10 protein-coding genes and 4 pseudogenes are annotated in these 21,708 nt (G+C 71.9%); 8 read left to right on the top strand and 6 right to left on the bottom strand.

Annotation, left to right across the window (positions count from 1 at the left end; genetic code table 11):
- Positions 1-36 precede the first annotated feature (36 nt).
- From D474_RS34240 to D474_RS0108310, 6 genes and pseudogenes are all read left to right on the top strand, one after another.
- Positions 37-9,501, top strand: a pseudogene (locus tag D474_RS34240) (amino acid adenylation domain-containing protein); the annotation flags it as partial.
- A 95-nt stretch (positions 9,502-9,596) separates the two neighbouring features.
- Entirely contained in the window at positions 9,597-10,361 is a 765-nt protein-coding gene (locus tag D474_RS34235) for a thioesterase domain-containing protein (RefSeq protein ID WP_394296526.1), read from the top strand.
- Positions 10,358-10,567, top strand: a complete 210-nt coding sequence (locus D474_RS0108325; RefSeq protein WP_017613127.1) for an MbtH family protein — start codon at positions 10,358-10,360, stop codon at positions 10,565-10,567. The genes D474_RS34235 and D474_RS0108325 overlap by 4 nt, the downstream gene beginning before the upstream one ends.
- A 39-nt stretch (positions 10,568-10,606) precedes the next feature.
- Positions 10,607-11,572, top strand: a pseudogene (locus D474_RS0108320) (ATP-binding cassette domain-containing protein); the annotation flags it as partial.
- Complete coding sequence (locus tag D474_RS0108315; RefSeq protein WP_017613125.1) at positions 11,569-12,357, top strand: ABC transporter permease; 789 nt, start codon at positions 11,569-11,571, stop codon at positions 12,355-12,357. The pseudogene D474_RS0108320 and the gene D474_RS0108315, both read left to right, overlap by 4 nt.
- Before the next feature lie 114 nt (positions 12,358-12,471).
- On the top strand, positions 12,472-13,227 hold the full coding sequence (locus tag D474_RS0108310) for a VOC family protein (protein ID WP_017613124.1): 756 nt from the start codon (positions 12,472-12,474) through the stop codon (positions 13,225-13,227).
- A gap of 75 nt (positions 13,228-13,302) precedes the next feature.
- Here D474_RS0108310 and D474_RS27980 read toward each other — a convergent pair.
- Positions 13,303-14,968 (bottom strand): annotated as a pseudogene (locus D474_RS27980) (ABC-F family ATP-binding cassette domain-containing protein).
- A 197-nt stretch (positions 14,969-15,165) separates the two neighbouring features.
- Between D474_RS27980 and D474_RS34230 the strand changes: the two are divergent.
- Both D474_RS34230 and D474_RS27975 read left to right on the top strand, forming a co-directional pair.
- A pseudogene (locus D474_RS34230) lies at positions 15,166-15,717 on the top strand (arylamine N-acetyltransferase family protein); the annotation flags it as partial.
- Positions 15,600-16,205 carry an arylamine N-acetyltransferase family protein gene (locus D474_RS27975; RefSeq protein WP_394296525.1) on the top strand — a complete coding sequence of 202 codons (606 nt, stop codon included), beginning with the start codon at positions 15,600-15,602 and terminating at the stop codon, positions 16,203-16,205. The pseudogene D474_RS34230 and the gene D474_RS27975, both read left to right, overlap by 118 nt.
- A gap of 130 nt (positions 16,206-16,335) precedes the next feature.
- On the opposite strand, the gene D474_RS0108295 is transcribed toward D474_RS27975, so the two are convergent.
- The 5 genes from D474_RS0108295 to D474_RS0108275 form a co-directional block, all read right to left on the bottom strand.
- Positions 16,336-17,121 carry a 2-keto-4-pentenoate hydratase gene (locus D474_RS0108295; RefSeq protein WP_017613120.1) on the bottom strand — a complete coding sequence of 262 codons (786 nt, stop codon included), beginning with the start codon at positions 17,119-17,121 and terminating at the stop codon, positions 16,336-16,338.
- Between the two features lie 103 nt (positions 17,122-17,224).
- On the bottom strand, positions 17,225-17,653 hold the full coding sequence (locus D474_RS0108290) for an ester cyclase (protein ID WP_017613119.1): 429 nt from the start codon (positions 17,651-17,653) through the stop codon (positions 17,225-17,227).
- Between the two features lie 2 nt (positions 17,654-17,655).
- Positions 17,656-18,180: a flavin reductase family protein gene (locus tag D474_RS27970; RefSeq protein ID WP_017613118.1), complete on the bottom strand. Its 525-nt coding sequence runs from the start codon at positions 18,178-18,180 to the stop codon at positions 17,656-17,658.
- Between the two features lie 44 nt (positions 18,181-18,224).
- Positions 18,225-19,595: an LLM class flavin-dependent oxidoreductase gene (locus D474_RS0108280; RefSeq protein WP_017613117.1), complete on the bottom strand. Its 1,371-nt coding sequence runs from the start codon at positions 19,593-19,595 to the stop codon at positions 18,225-18,227.
- 250 nt (positions 19,596-19,845) lie between these two features.
- The gene (locus tag D474_RS0108275; protein WP_017613116.1) at positions 19,846-21,426 is read right to left on the bottom strand and encodes a BCCT family transporter; all 1,581 of its coding nucleotides are present in this window, start codon (positions 21,424-21,426) and stop codon (positions 19,846-19,848) included.
- Between the last annotated feature and the right edge of the window lie 282 nt (positions 21,427-21,708).

The following is a 21,708-nucleotide window of genomic DNA, read 5'->3' as shown; positions in this document are numbered from 1 at the left end:
CCGCCACGGGCCGCACTGGACACGTCCGGTCATCACATGTTCTGTTCGTCAGGAGCCAGCATCCCCATGCAGACGCCGAGCACGTCCCGCAGACTTCCCCTGACCGCTGCCCAGAAGGGTCTCTGGTACGCGCAGCAGCTCGACCCGGGCAACCCGCTGTACAACATCGCCGAGTACGTCGAGCTACGCGGCGACCTGGACGTCCAGCGGTTCACCCAGGCGGTACGGGCCATGGTCCTGGAGACCGAGGCCCTGCACCTGGTGTTCGGTGAGGACGAGGACGGGCCGTGGCAGCGTGTGGAGCCGCCCGACGACTGGCACATGCCCGTCGTCGACCTGCGCGGCGAGGAGGACCCGGACGCCGCCGTGCACGCGCGCATGCGGGAGGACCTCGACAGCGTGCACGTCAGCGAGGGCGGCCCGCTCTTCTCCGAGGTGCTGTTCCTGCTGTCCGACGACCGCTACGTCCACTACCAGCGTGCGCACCACCTGCTCGCGGACGGCTACAGCGCCATGCTGCTGCTCGGCCGCATCACCGAGCACTACGACGCCATGGCCGCGGGAGGCGAGGCGAGCCCCGCGCCGCACGGCTTCCTGGCCGATCTCCTGGCGGAGGAGGCCGAGTACACCGGCTCCGAGCAGGACGAGGCCGACCGCGCGTTCTGGGCCGAGTACCTGGAGGACGGGCCCGGCGACGACGACCACGGCGCGGTCGGGCTGGCCGGCGATCCGCACCGCATGCCCACCCGGCTGCACCGCACGACCGGCAGCATCCCGGCCGAGCGCATGGGGGCGCTGCGCAAGGTGGCCGCGGGTGAGCGTACCGGTCCGCACGCCGCCGTTCTGGCCGCGACCGCCGCGTACGTGCACCGCGCGACCGGGGCCCGCGACGTCGTGCTCGGCCTGCCCGTCGCTGCGCGCCGCACCGCACTGGCCCGGTCGGTGCCGTCGATGTTGTCCAACATCGTGCCCCTGCGCATCGCGGTCGCGCCGGAACAGAGCCTGCGCTCCCTCGTCGGACAGGTCGCCGTGCGCACGCGCGAGGTCCTGCGCCACCAGCGCACCCGGTACGAGGAACTGCGGCGTTTCGTGCCCAGGGGCGGGCGCCTGACCGGACCGTCGGTCAACATCATGCCGGTCGGGAGGGAGCTCACCTTCGCCGGCCTGCCCGCGACCGCGCACAACCTCTCCGTCGGCCCGGTCGAGGACCTGTCCCTGGTCGTGCACGGCATCACCGCCGAGCACGACGTGCGGATCGACCTCGACGGCAGCACGGACCTGTACACCCGCACGGACCTGGAGAGCCACCGTCGGCGCCTGTTGTCGGCCGTGGAGATGCTCGCCCACGCCCCCGACACCGCCGTGGGCCGGCTCCCGCGACTGCAGCCCGGCGAACGGACCGAGCTGCTCGACTCCGCCCGCGGCCACACGCGCGCGAACGGGGACCACACCGTCGTCGACGCCTTCGTCCGCCGCGCCGCCGAGCGCCCCGATGCTGTGGCCGTCTCCGCCGAGGACGGCCACCTCACCTTCGCCGAGCTCGACCTGCACAGCGACCGCCTCGCCCGACTGCTCACCTCGCACGGGGCCGGGCCGGGAACCGTCGTGGCCGCCCGCCTGCCGCGCACGACCGCCTTCCCCGTCACCGTGCTCGCCACGCTGAAGTCCGGCGCAGCCCACCTGCCGCTGGACCCCGACCACCCGGAGGCGCGCCTGGCGGACATGGCCGAGGACGCCCGTCCGGTCCTCACCGTCGCCGTCGCCGAGACAGCACCGTCCGAACCCCACGACGACGGAGTTCTGTTGCTGGACGACCCCGCCATCCGGGCTCTGGGCGACCAACCGTCCGAGGAACCGGTGCGTGGGCCCCGGCCGGAGGACGCCGCGTACGTCATTCACACCTCAGGGTCCACGGGCCGCCCGAAGGGGGTACTGGTCGGCCACGCCGCGCTGTACAACCTGCTCCTGGACCACCGCGAACGCCTCTTCGAACCCGCGCGGGAACGGCTCGGCCGCCGGGTCCGCGCCGCGTTGACCGCCGGAACCTCCTTCGACGCCTCCTGGGACCCGCTGCTGTGGATGATCGACGGGCACACCGTCCACCTCGTCGACGGCCACCTCCGCCGTGACCCCGAGGAGCTCGTCGCCCACCTGGACGCGTCCGGCATCGACGCCGTGGAGACCACCCCGTCGTTCGTGCGGGCCCTGCTGCCCGCTGGCCTGCTCGACACCGGTCTGAGTGTGCTGGCCCTGGGCGGGGAGGCCGTCGATCCAGACCTGTGGTCGACACTGGCGCGCTCACCGATCCATGCGGTCAACCTCTACGGGCCCACCGAGGCCACGGTCGACAGCCTGACCGCCCCCGTCACCGACGGGACCGGCCCGCACCTGGGCACACCGGTGGCCAACACCGCGGCGCACGTGCTCGACGCGTCGATGGAACCGGTGCCCGCAGGCGCCGTCGGAGAGCTCTACCTGTCCGGCGCCCAGCTCGCCGACGGGTACCTGAACCGGGGCGCGCTCACCGCCTCGCGCTTCGTCGCCGACCCGTTCTCCGGCGACGGGTCCCGCCTGTACCGCACGGGCGACCTCGTGCGGCGGGCACTCGACGGCTCCCTGGAGTTCGCCGGGCGCGCCGACGAGCAGGTCAAGATCCGTGGGTTCCGTGTGGAGCCCGGCGAGGTGCGGGCCGTGCTCGAACAGCACACGGACGTGGAACGCGCCGCCGTCGTCGTCGACGGGGAGGGCGCCGACGCCCGCCTTGTGGCCTACCTCGTGGGCTGCGCCGATCCGAGCGCCGTCGACGCACACGCTCGCGCTCGCCTGCCCGCGCACGAGATCCCGGCCGCTCTCGTGGCGCTCGAGACGCTGCCGCTCACGCCCAGCGGCAAGCTGGACCGCACCTCCCTGCCCGCGCCCGGGAGTCCCGCAACCGAATCGCGTGCGCCCCGCACCGAACGCGAGGCCGCGCTGTGCACACTGTTCGCCGATGCGTTGGGCCTGGACACGGTCGGGGCCGAGGACGACTTCTTCGAACTGGGCGGCCACTCGCTGACCGCCTCGCGCCTGGCCCTGCGCATCCGAGGCGAGCTCGGTCTCGCGGTGGCCGTCCGCGACCTGTTCGAGCACCCCTCTCCCGCTTCGCTGGCCGCGGAAGCCCGGGAGTCGGGGGCCGGCGAGAGCGGGGACGTGCCCGTCCTGCGGCCCCGTGTGCGCCCACCGGAGATCCCGCTCGCTCCGGCCCAACAGCGCCTGTGGTTCGTCAACCGGCTCGAGCCCTGGGCCGGTACGTACAACATCCCGGTGGCGCTGCGCGTACACGGTGATCTGGACACCGACGCCCTGTTCGGGGCCGTGCGCGACCTCGTCCACCGCCACGAACCCCTGCGCACCGTGCACCCGTGGGGCACCGACGGACCGTTCCAGGACGTGCGCCCCGACGACAGCCGTGTGGATGCGACGACGGTGCGCTGCACCGAGGACACGCTGCCGCGCCTGCTCGCCAACGAGTCCTCGCGCGGGTTCGACCTCACCGCCGAGACACCGCTGCGTGTGCGGCTGTTCCGGCCGGCGGACGACGAGGCGGTGCTGCTGCTGGTCGTGCACCACATCGCCGCGGACGGGTGGTCGCTGGCCCCGCTCGGCCGCGACCTGGCAGCCGCCTACACCGCGCGTACCGGCGACACCGGGCCCTTCGACGAACTCCCCGAGCTGACCGTGCAGTACGCCGACCACGCGCTGCACCAGCACGAACTCCTGGGCGCCGAGGACGCCCCCGCCTCTCCAGCCGCCCGGCAGCTCGCGTACTGGCGGAAGGCGCTCGCGGGCGTGCCGGGGGAGACGACCCTTCCGCACGACCGTCCACGCCCGCCCGAGCCCGAGCGCGGCGCGGGCCACGTCGCCCTCACCGTCGGGGCCGACACCCACCGAGCCCTCGCCGATCTCGCGCGCAGCCGCGGGGTGAGCCCGTTCATGGTGCTGCACGCCGCCCTGGCCGCACTCCTCTCCCGTCTCGGCGGGGACGAGGACGTGGTGGTGGGGACCCCGGTGGCAGGCCGCGGCGACGGGGCACTCGACGAACTGGTCGGGTTCTTCGTCAACACCCTGGCCCTGCGTACCGACCTGTCGGGCGAGCCCACGTTCCTCGAGCTGCTGGACCGGGTGCGCGACGCCGACCTGGCCGCGTTCCAGAACCAGGACGTGCCGTTCGACCGGGTCGTGGAGGAGGCCGCACCCGCACGCAGCACCGCGCGGCACCCGCTGTTCCAGACCATGTTGTCGCTGCAGAACACACCCGGAGCGGACCTGCACCTGCCCGGCTGCACAGTGGAGACGGAACCGGGTGCCACCACCGGCACCGCCAAGTTCGACCTGTCGTTCGACCTCGCCGAGGCCGCCGGTCCCGACACAGGGCTCAGCGGTCACCTCGAGTTCGACGCGGACCTGTTCGACCGCGACACCGCCGACACCGTCGCCGCCCGGTATGCGCACCTGCTCGACGCCCTCGTGCGCGCCCCCGAGCAGCCGGTGCACACCCACGAGCTGCGCACCGGCGCCGAGATCGCCCGGGAGGAGGCCGAGGAGGCTCGGGCCCGCGGCACCGTTCCCGCCGGAACAGTCGTGGACCGATTCCGCGAACAGGTGCGCACCACCCCGGGCGCGACCGCGGTAACCGCAGACGACGCGCACCTCGACTTCGCCGCCCTCGACACCCGGGTCCGCGCGGTCTCCCGACGCCTGGCCGAGGCCGGGGTCGGACGCGGGGACGTGGTGGCGGTCGCCCTGCCGCGTTCGACCGACACCGTCGCCGCGCTCATGGGGGTCCTCGCCGCCGGCGCCGTCCACATGCCGGTGGACCCCGCTCACCCGGCCGAGCGCATCGCCGGGCTGCTCGCCGAGGCGGAACCGGCGTGCGTGGTCACCACGCGCACCTCCCCCGCCGACCTGCCCGAGTGGGCCCCGCGGGTGGACCTCGACGCCCCGGTGCGCTGCACGCCGGGCGCGTCCTTGCCCGAGCCGCCCCGGCCGGAGGACCCCGCCTACCTCATCCACACGTCAGGGTCCACGGGGCGGCCCAAGGGCGTCCAGGTCTCGCACCGGGCCCTGAACAACCTCCTGCACTCGCACATGGAGTACGTGTTCGCGCCGCAGGCCGAGCGCCTGGGCCGGAGGTTGCGTTTCGCCCACACCGCCGGGGTGGCCTTCGATGCCTCCTGGGACCCGATCCTGTGGATGGTCGCGGGACACGAGCTCCACGTCGTCCCCGACCGGGTGCGCCGCGAACCCGACGCCCTCGCCGACCACCTGCTCGACGCGCGTGTCGACGGCATCGAGGTCACACCCAGCCTGGCGGGGCAGCTCGCGCACGCAGGGCTGTTCGAGGCCGAGCACGGGCCGAACCNGGGGCGGCCCCGCCCCGCCTGTGGCGGCAGCTGCGCGAGACCGACGGAGTGATCGCCCTCAACTTGTACGGGCCCACCGAGGCCACCGTCGACAGCCTCATCGCACATTCCGACGAGGAGACCGACCCGGTGATCGGCCGTCCCGTCGACAACACCGGCGCCCGGGTGCTGGACCGACGCCTGCGTCCGGTGCCCTCCGGTGTGGTGGGCGAGCTCCACCTGACCGGCGCGGGGCTGGCCGACGGTTACCGCGGCCGACCGGGGCTGACCGCCGAGCGCTTCGTCGCCGACCCGGATGCCGACGACGGATCGCGCATGTACCGCACCGGCGACCTCGTGGTCCGCCGACCCGACGGCGTGCTGCGCTACGTGGGGCGCGCCGACGACCAGGTGAAGGTGCGCGGGTTCCGGGTCGAGCCCGGGGACGTGGAGGCCGCCGTCGCCGCGCACCCGGACGTCGCCCAGGCCGCTGTGGTCGCCACCGGTGCCGACAGCGCCGACGCCCGTCTGATCGCCTACGTGGTCCCCGGCGAGGGCCACCGCGTCGATCCGGAATCGGTACGCGACGGGGCGGCCGAGCGACTGCCCGAGCACATGGTTCCCTCCGCCGTCGTGGATCTGGACGCCTTCCCGCTCACATCGAACGGCAAGCTCGACCAGCGCGCCCTGCCCGAGCCCGAGCTCGCCGACGGCCGCGGGCGGGCCCCGCGTACCGGAGACGAGAACACCCTGTGCTCACTGTTCGCCGAGACCCTGGAAGTTCCCGAGGTCGGTATCGACGACAGCTTCTTCGACCTGGGCGGACACTCGCTGCTGGCCACCCGCCTGATCGCGCGCATCCGCACGGTGCTCGGGGTGGAGCTGCAGGTGCGCACCCTGTTCCAGGCGCCCACGGTCGCCCGGCTCGCCCGGCACCTGGGCACCGGCGACCGCGCCCAGACCCCGCTGCGGCCGGCCCACCGGCCCGAGCGTGTGCCGCTCTCGTATGCACAGCGCCGACTGTGGTTCCTGAACCGCATGGACCCGGAAGCCGCCGACTACAACATCGTCATGGCTCTGCGCCTGACCGGCCGGGTCGACGTCACGGCCCTGCGCGGGGCGCTCGGCGACCTGACCGCACACCACGAGAGCTTGCGCACCGTGCTCCCCGAGGAGGACGGAACGCCGTACCAGCGTGTGCTCGGCCCGCCCGAGGTAGCCGACCGCCTGCTGGTGCGCCGCGCCACCGACGAGGAAGGGATGCACGCCCGCGCCCGCGAACTCGCCGTCCGCGGCTTCGATCTGCGCACCGACCGCCCGATGCGGGCCGAACTGGTCCGCCGTACCGGTGAGGACCACCTGCTCGTCTTGGTCGTGCACCACGTCGCCGGGGACGCCTGGTCCACGCTCCCGCTCGCCCGCGACCTGTCGACCGCCTACGCGGCGCGCTGCGACGGACGCGAGCCCCGGTGGAGCCCCCTGCCCGTCCAGTACGCCGACTACGCGCTCTGGCAGCGGTCCCTGCTCGGCGACGAGAGCGACCCCGACAGCCTGCTCTCCCGCCAGCTCGGCTTCTGGTCCGAGCGTCTGGCCGATCTGCCCGCCGAGCTGCCGCTGCCCACCGACCGCGCGCGGCCCGCGACCTCCCGGCAGCGCGCCGGGTCGGTACCGGTGCACATCGGCCGCGACCTGCACCGCCGACTCCTGGACCTGGCGCGGGGATCGTCCGCGAGCCTGTTCATGGTGCTGCACGCCGCCCTGGCCGCTCTCCACACCCGCCTGGGCGCGGGCGAGGACATCGTGGTCGGCAGCCCCGTGGCCGGACGCACCGACGACGCGCTAGACGACCTGGTCGGGTTCTTCGTCAACACGCTGGTGCTGCGTACCGACACCTCGGGCAACCCGTCCTTCACCGATCTGGTGCACCGGGTCCGTGACGAGTGGCTGGCCGCCTACGCCCACCAGGAGGTGCCCTTCGAACGGGTGGTGGAGCACCTGGCACCCGAACGTGTGCTGGGCCGCCACCCGCTGTTCCAGACCATGCTCGCCCTGCAGAACACGCAGGAGGCCGTCGTCGACCTGCCCGGTCTGGACGTGCGGGCCGAAGACCTCGACGAGGGCGCCGAGGCCAAGTTCGACCTGCTGTTCACGCTCGGGGAACGCACCGACGACCTGGGTGCCCCGGACGGCATCGGGGGCACGCTCGCGCACAACGCCGAGCTCTTCGACGAGTCCACCGCCGGAGACCTGGCCCGGCGCTTCGTGCTCGTGCTCGAAGCAGCGGCGCAGGACCCGTCGGCGCCGCTGGGCCGCCTCGACGTGCTGGCCCACGGTGAACGCTCCGAGCTGCTCGAGAGCGGCCGCGGACCGGGCCGGGAACTGCCCGCGGAGACGGTCGTGGAGCTCTTCGACGCCCGCGCCGAGGAGACCCCGGACGCCACGGCGCTCGTGTACGGCGATCGGAGCCTGGACTTCGCCGGGCTGCGCGGGCGTTCCCAGGAGCTGGCCAACGCGCTGAGCAGCGGGGGTGTGGGTCCCGGCGACACGGTGGCGGTGCTGCTGCCCCGCGGGCTCCGTACCGTCTCGGCCCTCCTGGGCGTGCTGCGCTCGGGCGCCGCGTACCTGCCCGTCGACACCGCCCACCCCGACGGGCGCATCGCACAGATGCTCGCCGACGCCGGCCCGTGCCTGGTGCTGGCCGAGGCCGGGACCGAGGTACGCGTTCCGGACGGTCACCGGGTGCTGCGTATCGACCGACCGCTGCCGGAGAGCGCGCCCGGCCCCATGGTTCCTGGGGCCGGACCTGCCCGGGCCGACGACACCGCCTACGTCATCTACACCTCGGGGTCGACCGGACGGCCCAAGGGTGTAGAGGTCGAGCACCGGTCCCTGACCAACCTCTACGGCCAACACCACGACACCCTCTTCGCGCCCGCCGCCTCGCACCTGGGGCGCAGGCTGCGGGTCGCGCACACCGCCGGGGTGGCCTTCGATGCCTCCTGGGACCCCATCCTGTGGATGGTCGCGGGGCACGAGCTCCACGTCCTCGACGACACCCTGCGGCGCGACCCCCGTGCCATGGCCGCCCACCTGCGCGGCGCCGGCATCGACGCCCTGGAGGCCACGCCCTCCTACGTCCGCCAGCTCATGGCCGAGGGCCTGCTCGACGACCACGGCGGACCCTCCGTGGTGGCCCTGGGCGGCGAACCGGTCGACCCGGAACTCTGGAAGGACCTGCGAACCCGCCCCGGGCTGCACGCGCACAACTTCTACGGGCCCACCGAGGCCACCGTCGACAGCGTCGTCGCCCGCGTGGAGGACCGAGCCGAACCCACCATCGGGCAGCCGATCGCCAACAGCTCCGTGTACGTGCTCGACGGCGGGCTCCAGCCGGTTCCGGCCGGCGCACTCGGGGAGCTCTACATCTCCGGCACAGGCCTGGCCCGGGGGTACCGCGGGCGACCGGCGCTCACAGGTTCCGCGTTCGTGGCCGACCCCTTCGCCGGGGCGGGCGCGCGCATGTACCGCACCGGCGACCTCGTGCGATGGGACCCGGACGGGAACCTGGAGTTCGTGGGCCGCGCCGACGACCAGGTCAAGATCCGCGGGTTCCGCATCGAACCCGGCGAGGTCGTGGCCGCCCTGGACCGCCACCCCGACGTCGCGCACAGCACCGTGGTCGTGCACGGCGGCGACCCGGCCACCCGTCGCCTGATCGCCTACGTCGTCGGGCACGGCGGCAGTGACCCGACCGCCGACGCGCTGCGCGCCCACCTGGCGCACACGCTGCCCGAGTACATGGTTCCGGCCCAGTTCGTCGCGATGGCCGCACTGCCGCTCACCCCGAACGGCAAGCTCGACCGCGACGCCCTGCCCGAACCGGAGACCGTGGACACCGGGATCCGTGGCCTGCCGCGGGGGCCCCGGGAGGAGCAGGCGTGCGCGCTGTTCGCCGAGGCGCTCGGACGCGCGCGGGTCGGCGTGCACGACAACTTCTTCGAGCTGGGCGGGCACTCGATGCTCGTGCCCGGCCTCGCCGACCGCCTCTCGGAGGTGCTCGGCGGCGAGGTCGGTGTGGCCACGCTGTTCCGCGCCCCGACAGTGGCCGCCCTGCTCGCGGTGACGGACGGGGGCGGCGACGGGGTCCTCGGCGACGACGAGCTCGGCCGGGTCCTTCCCCTGCGCCCCGGCGGTGCCCGCACACCCCTGTTCTGCGTGCACCCCGCGGGCGGGCTGGCCTGGCCCTACGCCGGGCTGCTGCGCCGGCTCCACCCCGACCAGCCGGTCCACGGGCTCCAGTCACCCGCGGTCGAACCGGGCGGCGCCACGACCGGCCGCAGTGTCGAGGAGCTGGCCGGGGACTACATCGCACACATGCGCAAGATCCAGCCCGAGGGCCCGTACCAGCTGCTGGGGTGGTCGTTCGGCGGGATCCTCGCCCAGGCCGTCGCCGCGCGCCTGCACCGGGAGGGCGACCGGGTCGACCTGCTCGCGGTGATGGACGGGTTCCCCGTGGGCCAGGAGAACAACGACAGCTTCGGCGACCGGGCTCAACTGCTCGCGGCGTACCTGGAGGCGCTCGGTGTGCCCGCGGGGACCGACACGGAGCTCGACGCCGACGGGCTCCTGGAGGTACTCGCAGACCACGGCCACCCGCTGTCCGGCCTCGCCCCGGACACCGTCGACGCCCTCGCGCACGGGTTCCGCCACCACGCGGCCCTGCTGCGCAGCCACACACCGGACACGCACCACGGCGACCTGCTGTTCTTCACCGCCACGGAAGGCAAGGGGCCCGGCTCCCCAGATGCCGAGACCTGGCGTCCCCACGTCACCGGGACGGTCGAGGACCACCCGGTGCGCACCACGCACTCCGAGATGACCGGCGCCCCGGCCCTGGACCGCATCGCCCCGGTCCTGGCCGAGCGCCTCGAACCAGCCACCACCGCACTCCACACGGACCGACGGAAGGACCAGCCATGACCAACCCCTTCGACACCACCGACGGCAGTTTCCTCGTGCTCGTCAACGACGACGGCCAGCATTCCCTGTGGCCCGGGTTCCTCCCGGTCCCCACCGGGTGGGCGGTGATCCACGGGCCCGATGACAAGCAACCCTGCCTGGACTTCATCGACCAGAACTGGACGGACCTGCGTCCCCGTCGGCGGCGCGAGCTCGACCGCTGCTGACCGGGACCGGGATCCACGGGGGAGGTACATNGGGTCCGCGGGCTCACCAAGACCTTCGGCAGCCACAGGGCGCTGAACGGGATCGATCTGGACGTGCCCGCGGGCCACGTCCTCGCACTCCTGGGCCCCAACGGCGCGGGCAAGACCACGGCGGTCCGGGCCATCACCACCCTCAGCCGCCCCGACTCCGGCACGGTCGAGGTGGCCGGGCACGACCTGCGCCGCGACCCCGGGGGCGTGCGCGGGAGCCTGGGCCTGTCCGGGCAGTACGCCGCCGTCGACGAACGTCTCACCGGGCACGAGAACCTGCGCATGGTCGCGATGCTCTACGGCATGGGCCGCAAGGAGGCCCGCCGCCGCTCGTGGGAGCTCCTGCGCCGGTTCCGCCTGGACGACGTCGCCCACCGCCGCGCCGGCCGCTACTCCGGGGGCATGCGCCGCCGCCTCGACCTCGCCGGGGCCCTCATCGCCGACCCGTCCGTGGTCGTGCTCGACGAACCCACCACCGGCCTCGACCCGCGCGGACGCATGGACACCTGGGACGTCATCGGCGAGCTCGTCGCCGGCGGCACCAGTGTCCTGCTCACGACCCAGTACCTGGAGGAGGCCGACCAGCTCGCCGACAGCATCGCCGTCATCGACCGCGGTGACGTCATCGCCCGCGGGACAGCCGACGAGCTCAAGACGTGTGTGGGCGGCGAACGCCTCGAACTGGTGGTGGAACACCCCGCCGACCTGGAGACCGCCCGGGCCGCCCTGCTCGTCTCCGGTTCCGGACCGCCCGACAGCGATCCGCAGGCCCGGCGGGTACGAGCCGCGGTGACCAACGGCCGCAAGGCCCTCGGGAACGTGCTCACCGCCCTCGACGAACAGGGGGTACCCGTGCTCGACGTGGCCCTGTGCCGCCCGACCCTCGACGACGTGTTCCTGGAACTGACAGGACACCACACCGGGGACGACGGCCCGGACACCGGCAACGTCCACCGCGCGGAGGCTCGCCCATGACCCTGCTCCGCGAAGGGGGCGTCGTCGCCTGGCGCAACCTCCTCAACATCCGCCGCAACCCCGGCTCCCTGGTGACGGGGGTCGTGCAGCCGGTCATGTTCGTGCTCCTGCTGGCCTACGTCTTCGGCGGCAGCCTCGGCGGGGACGCCTACCGGGAGTTCCTCGTCGCGGGGATCCTCGTGCAGACCCTGACCTTCGGCACGTCCCTGACCGCGATCGGGCTCGCGAACGACCTGCACAAGGGCATCGTGGACCGGTTCCGCTCGCTGCCCATGTCCAGGATGGCGGTGATCCTGGGCCGTACCACCTCCGACCTGGCGGTGAGCGCACTGTCGGTGGTGGTGATCGTGGTGTGCGGGCTGCTCATCGGGTGGCGGGTCAACGGGACCCTGACCGAGGCGCTCGCGGCGTTCGGCCTCCTGCTGCTCTTCGCGTTCGCGGTCTCGTGGATCGGCGCGGTCATCGGCCTGACCGCGCGGAGCGTCGAGGTCGCCCAGAGCCTGGGGCTGATCTGGCTGTTCCCGGTCACGTTCGTCTCGGGCGCGTTCGTGTCGATCTCCGCGATGCCCGCGCCGCTGGCGGCCGTGGCCGAGTGGAACCCGGTCACCGCGACCGCGACCGCGGCCCGGGAGCTCTTCGGTAACGCATCCCCGCCCGGACTCGCCCCGCCCGAGGGGTGGCCGGCCGAGAACGCCCTGCTGTACTCGGTGCTGAGCTCCCTGGCGATCATCGTGCTCTTCGCGAGCCTGGCCCTGGTGCAGTACCGGCGCATCAACCGCCGGTGAGGTGCCTCCGGTGGGACGCCGGGCACACGCGCTTGTCGAAGTTTTGCCGGGACCATCCCCGGAGTGGCGGTGGCGGGGAGCACACTCGGGTTCGTCACCCAAGGAGGCACCACCATGCTCACCACCAACTTCCTGGACGGCTCCCCGAGCTGGGTAGACCTCAGCACCAGCGACATCGACGGGGCCATGGAGTTCTACGGGCGTGTGCNCGGGTACCGGCTACTGCGTTCGGACGGCGCGATCGTGGGCGGGGCCGGTCCGCTGATGGCCGACGACCAACCCGTGGCCTGGGACATCTACTTCACCACCCCCGACGTGCACACGACGGTGCGCAGGGCCCAGGAACTGGGCGCCTCCGTGTACGTCGAGCCGATGGACGTCATGGGGCTGGGGCACATGGCCTACCTCGCCGACCCCCAGGGCGGCGGGTTCTCCCTGTGGGAGCCGGAGAGCTTCCCGGGAATGGAACGCACCGACGTGCCCGGTTCTCTCATGTGGACGGAGCTGTGGACCCCCTCCGCACAGGGCGCCAAGGACTTCTACGGCACGCTCTTCGGGTGGGAGTTCAACGACATGCCCATGGGCGACGGCGCCGTGTACAGCACCGTGCGGCCGCACGACACCGGTGACGACCGCTTCTTCGGCGGGGTGATGAACGTCGACCCGGCCGAACTGCCCGACACCGAGGGCGCTGCCGACTGGCACCCGGTCTTCCACGTCACCGACTGCGACCGGGCCGCCGCCGCGATCACCGAGGGCGGCGGGCAGGTGCACATGGGCCCGGAGGACGCGGCCGGCGTCGGGCGGATCGCGGTGTGTGCGGACCCCTGGTCCGCCGGGTTCGTGATCCTGACCCCGGACCCCGGTTAGCGAGGGGCGTCCCGAGAGCGCGTGCCCCGGCCCGCGTCACGCGCCGGGCCGGGGCGGACCGCTGCTCACGGCGTCTCATCCCTGATAACGGGCCTGACCCGTCGCGGTGGCCGCGGCCTGTTCGCGTGCCGGCTCGACGGACAGGCGTTCCCAGTCCCCGACGTCGCGCTGCAACTGCCGGTCGTGGGTGGCCAACACCACCGCCGCGTCCGTCGCCCGCAGGCCCTCGGTGAGCTCGTCCACCAGCGTGATCGACAGATGGTTGGTGGGTTCGTCGAGCAGCAACACGTGCGGGCGCGACGCGAGCGCCAGGGCCAGGTCGAGTCGGCGCTGCCGGCCCATGGACAGCTCCCCCAGCGGCCTGTTCACGTCCGCGGACGGCAGCAGACCCAGGGAACTCAGCGAGAGCCCCTCCCGGTCCCGCAGTACCCCGTCGCTGACCAGCCGCTCCACGTGCGTCTCGAACACGTGCCGCGCACTGCGGTCACCGGCGTGCGGGGCCTCCTGTGCCAGCAGCCGCACCCGCGCGGTGCGGGCGGTGTGCACCCTCCCCCGGGTCGGTTCGAGCGTGCGGGCGAGGACCTTCAGGAGCGTCGACTTCCCGGCGCCGTTCGGCCCGGTGACCACGAGCCGCGAGCCCGATTCCAGCGACATCGTCACCGGCCGGTGCAGTCGGCCCTCGACCGCGACGCCCTCGGCGCGCAGCAGGGTCACCCCCGAACGTTCGGGCAACCCCGGCATCCGGAACCCCATCGGCGGTGGCGGCATGCCGACCGCGTGTGCCTCCAGGTCCTCGCGCCGCCGGTGCACGGCACGCACCAGCCCGCCGGCGCGGGTGGCCCGCTGGTGTTTTCCGGTCCCCTTGTCCGGACGCCACCCGCTCACCAACCGGTTCTGCGCCGCGGAGAGGTCCTGCGTGAGCTTGGCGTGCTCTGCCTGCTGCTTCTCGTACTCGTCGGCCCAGCGTTCGCGTTCGGCGCGCCGGCCCTCCACGTATCCGGCGANCCCCCCCCCCGCCGTACACACGCGGGAGTCCGTCGCGGCTGGGGTCGAGGTCCAGGACGGTCGTGGCCACGTCCGACAACAGCGCGCGGTCGTGGCTCACCAGGACGACCCCGCCGCTGCGCCCGCGCAGGCTCCGGGTCAGGAAGTCGAGCCCGGCCGCGTCGAGGTGGTTCGTGGGTTCGTCCAGCAGCAGGAAGTCGTGCGCCGCACCGAGCAGGCACGCGAGCCGCACCCGGTACCGCCGGCCGACGGAGAGCTCCGTCAGCGGGAGGGAGCGGTCGGTGACGGCACCGAGGTGTTCCAACGCCATGTCCACGCGGCGGTCGGCGTCCCACGCGTCGAGGGTCTCGGCCTCGCTCAGGGCCGCTTCGTAGCGTTCCACCGCCGCGGGATCGCCGTCGGCCAGCCCCTCCGCGGCGGCGTCGAGCTCGGCCAGGGCTCTGCGGGCGTCGGCGAGCTCGATGTCGACGAGGTCGCCGACGGTGCGGCCCTCGACCACGTCGATCTCCTGCTCGGCAACGCCCAGGGTCCCGATGCGCCGGACGGTCCCGGTGTCGGGTTGGAGCACCCCGGCGAGGATGTGCAGGAGCGTGGACTTGCCGCGTCCGTTCTCGCCCACGATCCCCCAACGGGAGTGCGGGGTGACGGTGAGGTCCGCGCCGGACAGCACGGTGCGTCCGCCGCGGTCGATACCGATGCCCTGCGCGGTGAGCTGGGCGCGTTCGCCCGCGGGCATGGATGTTGATCTGTGCCTGAGGGGCATCTGTTCCTCCGGACAGAGCTCTGCCCCGGAGGTGTGCTCGACGGGGTGTGCACGAGCTCTGCGAGCCGACGTTCGGCCCCGTTCAGCGGGGCCAGGACATGCATCGTGCACCCGCGGCCACGAGGTCGTGTGGGCGGGCGCTGCGGCTCTGATCAGAGGTAGAGAGGAAGATGCACGGTTCCATTCTACGAGCCCGGCCCCGCTCCGGACCTGTGCGTTCGGCCATACCGTCCCGTCCGGAAGAGTCCGGCCCCGCAGCTGGTTGGCCTGATCGGAGCCCGGTCCCGGATGTCAGGAGGACGGTCATCAACACCCCCACCCCGGCCGATGCGCGGATGCACGACACCACCGTCGCCTCGGCCCGCGAACGCGCACAGGACCCCGCCAACGAGTGGCGCGGCGAGGCCCTCGACCTCGACGCCTACCTCGCACGCATCGGGTACGACGGTCCGCGCAGGCCCGACGCCGCGACCCTGGCCGCCGTGCACCGGGCCCACACCGGCGCCATCGCCTTCGAGAACATCGACCTCATGCTGGACCGCCCGCTCTCCCTGGAGGTCGGGGACCTGCAGGCCAAGCTGGTCGACCGCAGGCGCGGCGGCTACTGTTACGAACAGAACCTCCTGTTGGCCGCTGCCCTGGAGCGCCTCGGTTTCAGTGTGCGCGGGCACGCGGCCCGGGTGAGGGTCGGTGGAGGGCTGCGCCCCGCCACCCACATGCTGTTGACCGTCGACCTCGGCGACGAGGGGCGGATGGTCGCCGACGTCGGTTTCGGGGGCGGCGGGCCGTTGGGCCGTGGGAGCCGATCCCGCTGCGCGACGGGGCCGAGGTCCGGCAGGGGCGGTGGCTGTTCAGGCTGCGCCACGAGGGCGGTGTGGAGTGGGGCCTGGACTCCGCCGCCGGAGCGCAGTGGAACGACGTGCACGGTTTCACGGACACGCCCTTCTACCGCGCCGACTACACGATCTTCAGCCACTACCTGTCGACGCACCCGCGCTCGCCCTTCCGCCGCAGCCTCGTCGTGCAGCGCAGTGAGGACACCGTGCGCCACACGCTCACCGGGACGAGGCTCACGGCGCAGTACCCGGACGCGACCACGACCACCCGCGGCCTCGATCCGAAGGATGTGGCCGCGGTGCTGCGGGACGTCTTCGGCATCGAGCTCGACCACGACGAGGCATCGGCTCTGAGCACGGCCGTCGCCCGCTGAGCCCGGGCGGTCACGGCCCGCGAGGTCAGGGATCGCCCCGAGGTTGGGCCGCGGGCCGTCCACGGAGAGCCGGGTCCCGGCGGCCGCCGAACGCCGGGCACCGATGCCGGAGCCGTGCCCTCCCCGGGGATCACACCACCTCGAACGAGACACCCCCCAACCCGGCGAAGCGTCCCTCCACCGTCCCGGGCCGGTCCATGGGAACCGCGCGCAGGCAGCTGCCGGGAAGGATCACGTCGCCGGACGCGAAACCCACGCCGTAGGGCGCCAGGCGGCCGGCGAGCCAGGCGATCGCGGAGACCGGGTTGCCCAGGATCTCGCGCGTGGAGCCCTCGCTGAGGACCTCCCCGTCCCGGGTGACCTGCCCGTGCATGTCCCTGAGGTCGACGTCCTCCAGTCGCCGTGGTGCCCCGCCCAGGACCACACCCCCGGTCGAGCCGTTGTCGGCGAGGGTGTCGGGCAGGGCGATGTCCCAGTTCTCGAACCGTGAATCGATGATCTCGATGGCTGGAAGCACGTACGCGGTCGCGGCGATCACGTCCGCGGCCGTGGTGTTCGGCCCTCGCACCCCCTCCTTCAGCACGAAGGCGGGCTCGAGCTCCACGAACGGCTCGATGTAGTTCCGGTGGTCGACCGTCAGCCCTTCGTACAGGAAGGTGCCGGCGAGCAGGTGACCGTAGTCGGGCCGGTCGAGCCCGAAGGCGTCCTGCATGGCCTTGGCGATGTTGCCGAGTTTGTAGCCCACCACCCGGTCCCCCGCGGCGACGCGTTCGGCCACCCCCTGCTGCTGGATCCGGAACCCGGTGTCCGCATCCAGATCGGCCCACCCCTCGGTCAGCGGGGGCACGGCGCGCACGTCCCGCCGTGCCCCCGCGAGTTCGGCGGCGGCGTTGCTGATGCTGGTCGCGATGTCCATCCGTCTCCTGTCCGGGGCACAAGGGTGCCCCTGGCCGGACGAGCACAGCGGGCGGATCCGTCCTTCCGCCCGCTGCGCACGACTGTTGCTGCTCCTGCTGCCGTCACCGGTCGCCGGGGCGCTCTCCCACCTTCCAGATGTTGACCGAGGAGAGCAGCTCACGCGGGTCCCACACGACCCACTCCTCGGCGAGAAGGTCCTCCTCGAACCGGCAGAAGGTGGCACCCGTGACCGTCACGACCCGGTCGGTGGGCGGCACACCCATGAAGGCCCCGGTGTGTGTGCCGTGGCTCTGCCAGCGGATCGCGACCATCGACCCGTCCTCGACGGTCTCCAGAACCTCGGTACGGAGGTCGGGGAAGGCCTCCTGCGAGGTCCGGATCGCCGTCCTGACCGACTCGATGCCCTCCGAACCGGTCTTGGTGTGGCGCACGTACCCGTCGGCGAGCAGGCGTTCGAAGGACTCGAGGTCGCCGTTGCCCCAGGCTGCGCGCCAGGCGTTCCTGATGGTGGTGGACTTGTCCTCGCTCATCGTCAGGCCCCGCTTCCCACGTGTGCGCTCTCCGACGGGCCGGCGTAGCGCCCGAACTCCCCGCCCTGGAACAGCAGGGGCTCTCCGTCCGCGGCGGCCATGGCCGTCACTCCGCCGACGACCATGAAGTGGTCGCCCACCACCACTTCGGCCTGCAGAGTGCAGTCGATCCAGGCCACCGAGTCCAGCAGGTGCGGGACACCCGTCTCCCCGGTCTCGTAGCGCAGCCCGTCGAACTTCCCGGGACCCTTGCGTGAGAGCGCCCGGCACACCTCGCTGCCGGGGCCGGCGAGCACGTTGGCGGAGAAGTACTGGCTGCGGCGGATCCTCGGCCAGGTCGAGGACGTCTCGGCGACGCTGAAGGTCACCAGCGGGGGCTCCAGCGAGAGCGAGGCGAAGGTACCGACGATGAACCCGAGCTCCTCGCCGGTCTCGTCGATGCCGGTGATCGCCACGACAGAGGTGGGGATGCGCCCCATGACCTTGCGGTAGTGCTGCTGCGAGATGGAAGATTCGACGGTCAACATGTTCGTCACCTCCGAGGGGGTCTTCGGGCTCTGCCTCTTGGGACTCAGACGGTCTGCAGCTGCCGGTGGCGGTGGGCGGATCCGGGGTGGTCGTCGCGGAGGCGGGTCACGCCAGGGCCGTAGAGCTTCTCCCGCAGCGTGGAACCGTCGTAGTCCTGCCACACCGACCCGCGGCGCTGCAGCTCGGGGACGACCAGTTCGATGAAGTCGGCGATGTTCCTGTGCTTGACGGCGTGGCCGATGTTGAAGCCGTCGGCTCCGGTCTCGCGCATCCACGACTGGAGCTCGTCGGCCACCGTGGAGGGGGAACCGACCAGGGTGGGCCCTGTGCCGCCGACGCCGATGTACTCGGCGATGTCGCGGGGCGTCCAGTCCCGGTCGGGGTCCATCTTGGAGAAGAGGTCGACCATGGTCTGCCCGGCGTCGGTCTTGACGTGGCGCAGAGGCACGTCCGGGTCGAACTGGGACATGTCGAGGCCGGTCCAGCCGCTGTAGCGGGCCATCGCGCCGGCGTAACTCACCATGCGCCGGTACTCGTCGTAGCGGCGGTGCGCCTGTTCGTCGGTGGGTGCGCAGACCACGTTCAGCATCTGCAGGACCCGCACGCTCTCGGGGTCCCGCCCCGCTGCACCGGCCTGGGCCCGCAGGTCGTCCACCTGCCGCTTCAGCGCGGGTTTGGAGGTCGCGTTGGCGAAGACGGCCTCGGCCCCGGCCGCAGCGAGAGCGCGCCCCTTCGACGACCCGCCGGCCTGGAAGATCACCGGTGTGCGCTGCGGCGATGGCTCGCAGAGGAAGAAGCCGGGGACGTCGAAGTAGGTTCCGTGGTGCGCGATCTCCCTGACACGGTCCGGGTCGGCGTAGACCCCGTCGGCCCGGTCGAGTACGACCGCGTCCTCCCGCCAGGAGTACTCCCAGAGCTTGTAACAGACCTCGAGGTACTCGGCGGCCATGGCGTAGCGCTCGTCGTGCGGTACCTGGCGCCCTGTCCCGAGGTTTCGGGCGGCACTGTCGGCGTAGGAGGTGACCAGGTTCCAGCCGATACGGCCGTCCGTGAGGTGGTCCAGAGTCGAGAAACGCCTGGCCAGCGCATACGGGTGTTCGTAGGAAGTGGACGCGGTGATCCCGAAGCCGAGGTGCGTGGTGGCGCCGGCCATCGCCGAGACCACCATGCTCGGGTCGTTGGACGGGAGCTGCGCAGCGTCCCTGAGTGCGTGGCCCGCGCTCTGTTCGTAGACGTCGTGGTAGCCGACGTTGTCGGCGAGGAAGAGGCCGTCGAACCTCCCCTCCTCGAGGAGCCGCGCGTACTCGGTCCAGTACTTGACGTCGGTGTAGCGCGCGCCCTGGTCGTCGTCGTGCCGCCACAGCCCCGCGGACAGATGCGCGGGCCCTTGGAAGTCGAATGCGAAGAGTCGCATCCTCCGGTCGTTCATGGGGAGCCTTCTCTCACCGTTCACTTAATGAACGCGTTGATCGAATGATGAACGATCCAAACGCTACGGGCGCCCCCGAAACGCGTCAAGGGGGTGAAGGGGGACTCGTTCACAGAGCCTGAAAGGGGCTCGTGATCCCCATGTTTTCCCTGTTCACAGGGTTTTTAGCGGCACTGGCCAGGCATGACGAAAGGCCCGGCCGCACCACGCGACCGGGCACACGCACCGTGTTCGTCTAGTGAACGCCTGAGGGTTCGGACTCCTCGGCGTGGTCGCGTCTCAGCTCGAGGACGAACCGGACCGCGGCGATGGTGAGGATGGCCAAGAAGGGCAGGCCGATCACGATGGACACGGTCTGGACCGCAGACACGCCCCCGGACAGCACCAACACGATCGCGGTCAGGGCGATGGCCGAACCCCAGACCACGACGATGCCCCTGCGGGGAGCGAGGGTGCCGCCCTGGCAGAACATGCCGAGCACGATCGACGCGGAATCGGCACTGCTGACGAAGAACAGGACGATCAGCACGATCACGAGCACGGACGCGATCGCCGTGAGGGGCAGCTGCTCGAAGAGTGCGAAGAGGACCGCGCCCTCACCCGATGCATCCAGGGCACCGGTGAGCTCACCGCCGCCCGCGCGGTCCATGTGCATCGCCGTGCCTCCGACGACGCTGAACCACAGCAGGCTCAGGGCCGTGGGTGCCGCCAGGACGGCGAGCACGAACTCGCGGATGGTGCGCCCGCGGGAGATCCGAGCGACGAAGGTCCCCACGAAGGGGGCGTACCCCATCCACCATCCCCAGTAGAAGACGGTCCAGGAGTTCACCCACTCGCCACCGCCGTAGAGCCCGGTCTCGGTGGCCATGGGGACGAAGCCTGAGACGTAGCCGCCCAGGGCCTCGATGTAGGTCTGGATCAGGTTCACGCTCGGGCCCGCGACGAAGACGAAGGCCATGATCAGGCCGGCCAGAACGGCGTTGAACGTGGAGATGTGCTTGATCCCCCGCTGGAGCCCCGAAACGGCGGACACCACGAAGAGCAACGTGACGCCGGTGATGGTCGCGATGGCGACCGTGTTGTTGACCGGGACCCCGAAGGCCGAGGCCAGGCCGTCGTTGATCTGGATCGCGCCCAGCCCCAGGGAGGTCGCGGCCCCGAATGTGGTCAGGAAGACCGAGAAGGCGTTGACCGAACGGGAGGCCCACGAGGTGGTGGGCCTGTCCGGGCACACGACGGAGCTGATCAGGCTGGGTCGGCCCTTGCGGAAGATCCCGTAGGCCAGGGGGAGCCCGATCAGCGCGTACAGGCTCCACGTGTGCAGACCCCAGTGGAAGATCGTGTACTCCATGGACATCCGGGTCGCCTCCCCGGACCCGGGTTCCGCAGCACCGAGGGGTGGCTCCGCGAGATGGGACAGGGGCTCGGCCACACCCCAGAAGACCAGGCCGGTACCCATCCCTGCAGCGAACAGCATCGTGATCCACACGCCCGTGGAGAACTCCGGGCGCTCACCCTCGCGCCCCAGGCGGATGCGCCCGTACCGCGAGAAGGCGACGAAGGCCGCGACCGCGACGAGCCCGGTCAGGGCCAGGACGTAGAGCCAGCCGAACGAGTCGAGGATGCGGGCGAGCGCGGCCTCGGCGGCGGCCGCCATCCCGTCCGCGTCCATCACACCCCAGGTGACGAACCCGGAGCACATGAGCAGCGCGAGCCCGAAGACCACCCAGTCCATCGAGCCGCGGGTCGGTGGTCGGGGCTCTTCGCCGACCTCCTCCGGGGACGTCTCGGAGGTCTGCGCTGCGTTTTCGGGCATGACGACGGGTTCCTTAGCGTTGGCGGGCCCTGGGGGGTCACGAACGTCGACAGTGGACGTTCTGATAGTGAACGTAACGTCCGGTTAATGTGACCCACTCCACCAGGTCGGTCAAGGGGGGCACCAAAATTACCTCAATTGCATAAGTGGAAAGTGCATAAATAGCCCTTGATGTCGGATTGAGGGGGTTGACACTCCACGACGCACAAAAATAATCTGAACACTGCGTTCACTATTTGAACTCGTGCGCGCCAAAAGGCAGCTCCCCCCGAAAAGACCCAG

Origin of the sequence: Nocardiopsis salina YIM 90010, assembly GCF_000341025.1 — a bacterium.
GTDB lineage: Bacteria > Actinomycetota > Actinomycetes > Streptosporangiales > Streptosporangiaceae > Nocardiopsis > Nocardiopsis salina.
This window is presented reverse-complemented; position numbering and strand designations above follow the sequence as displayed.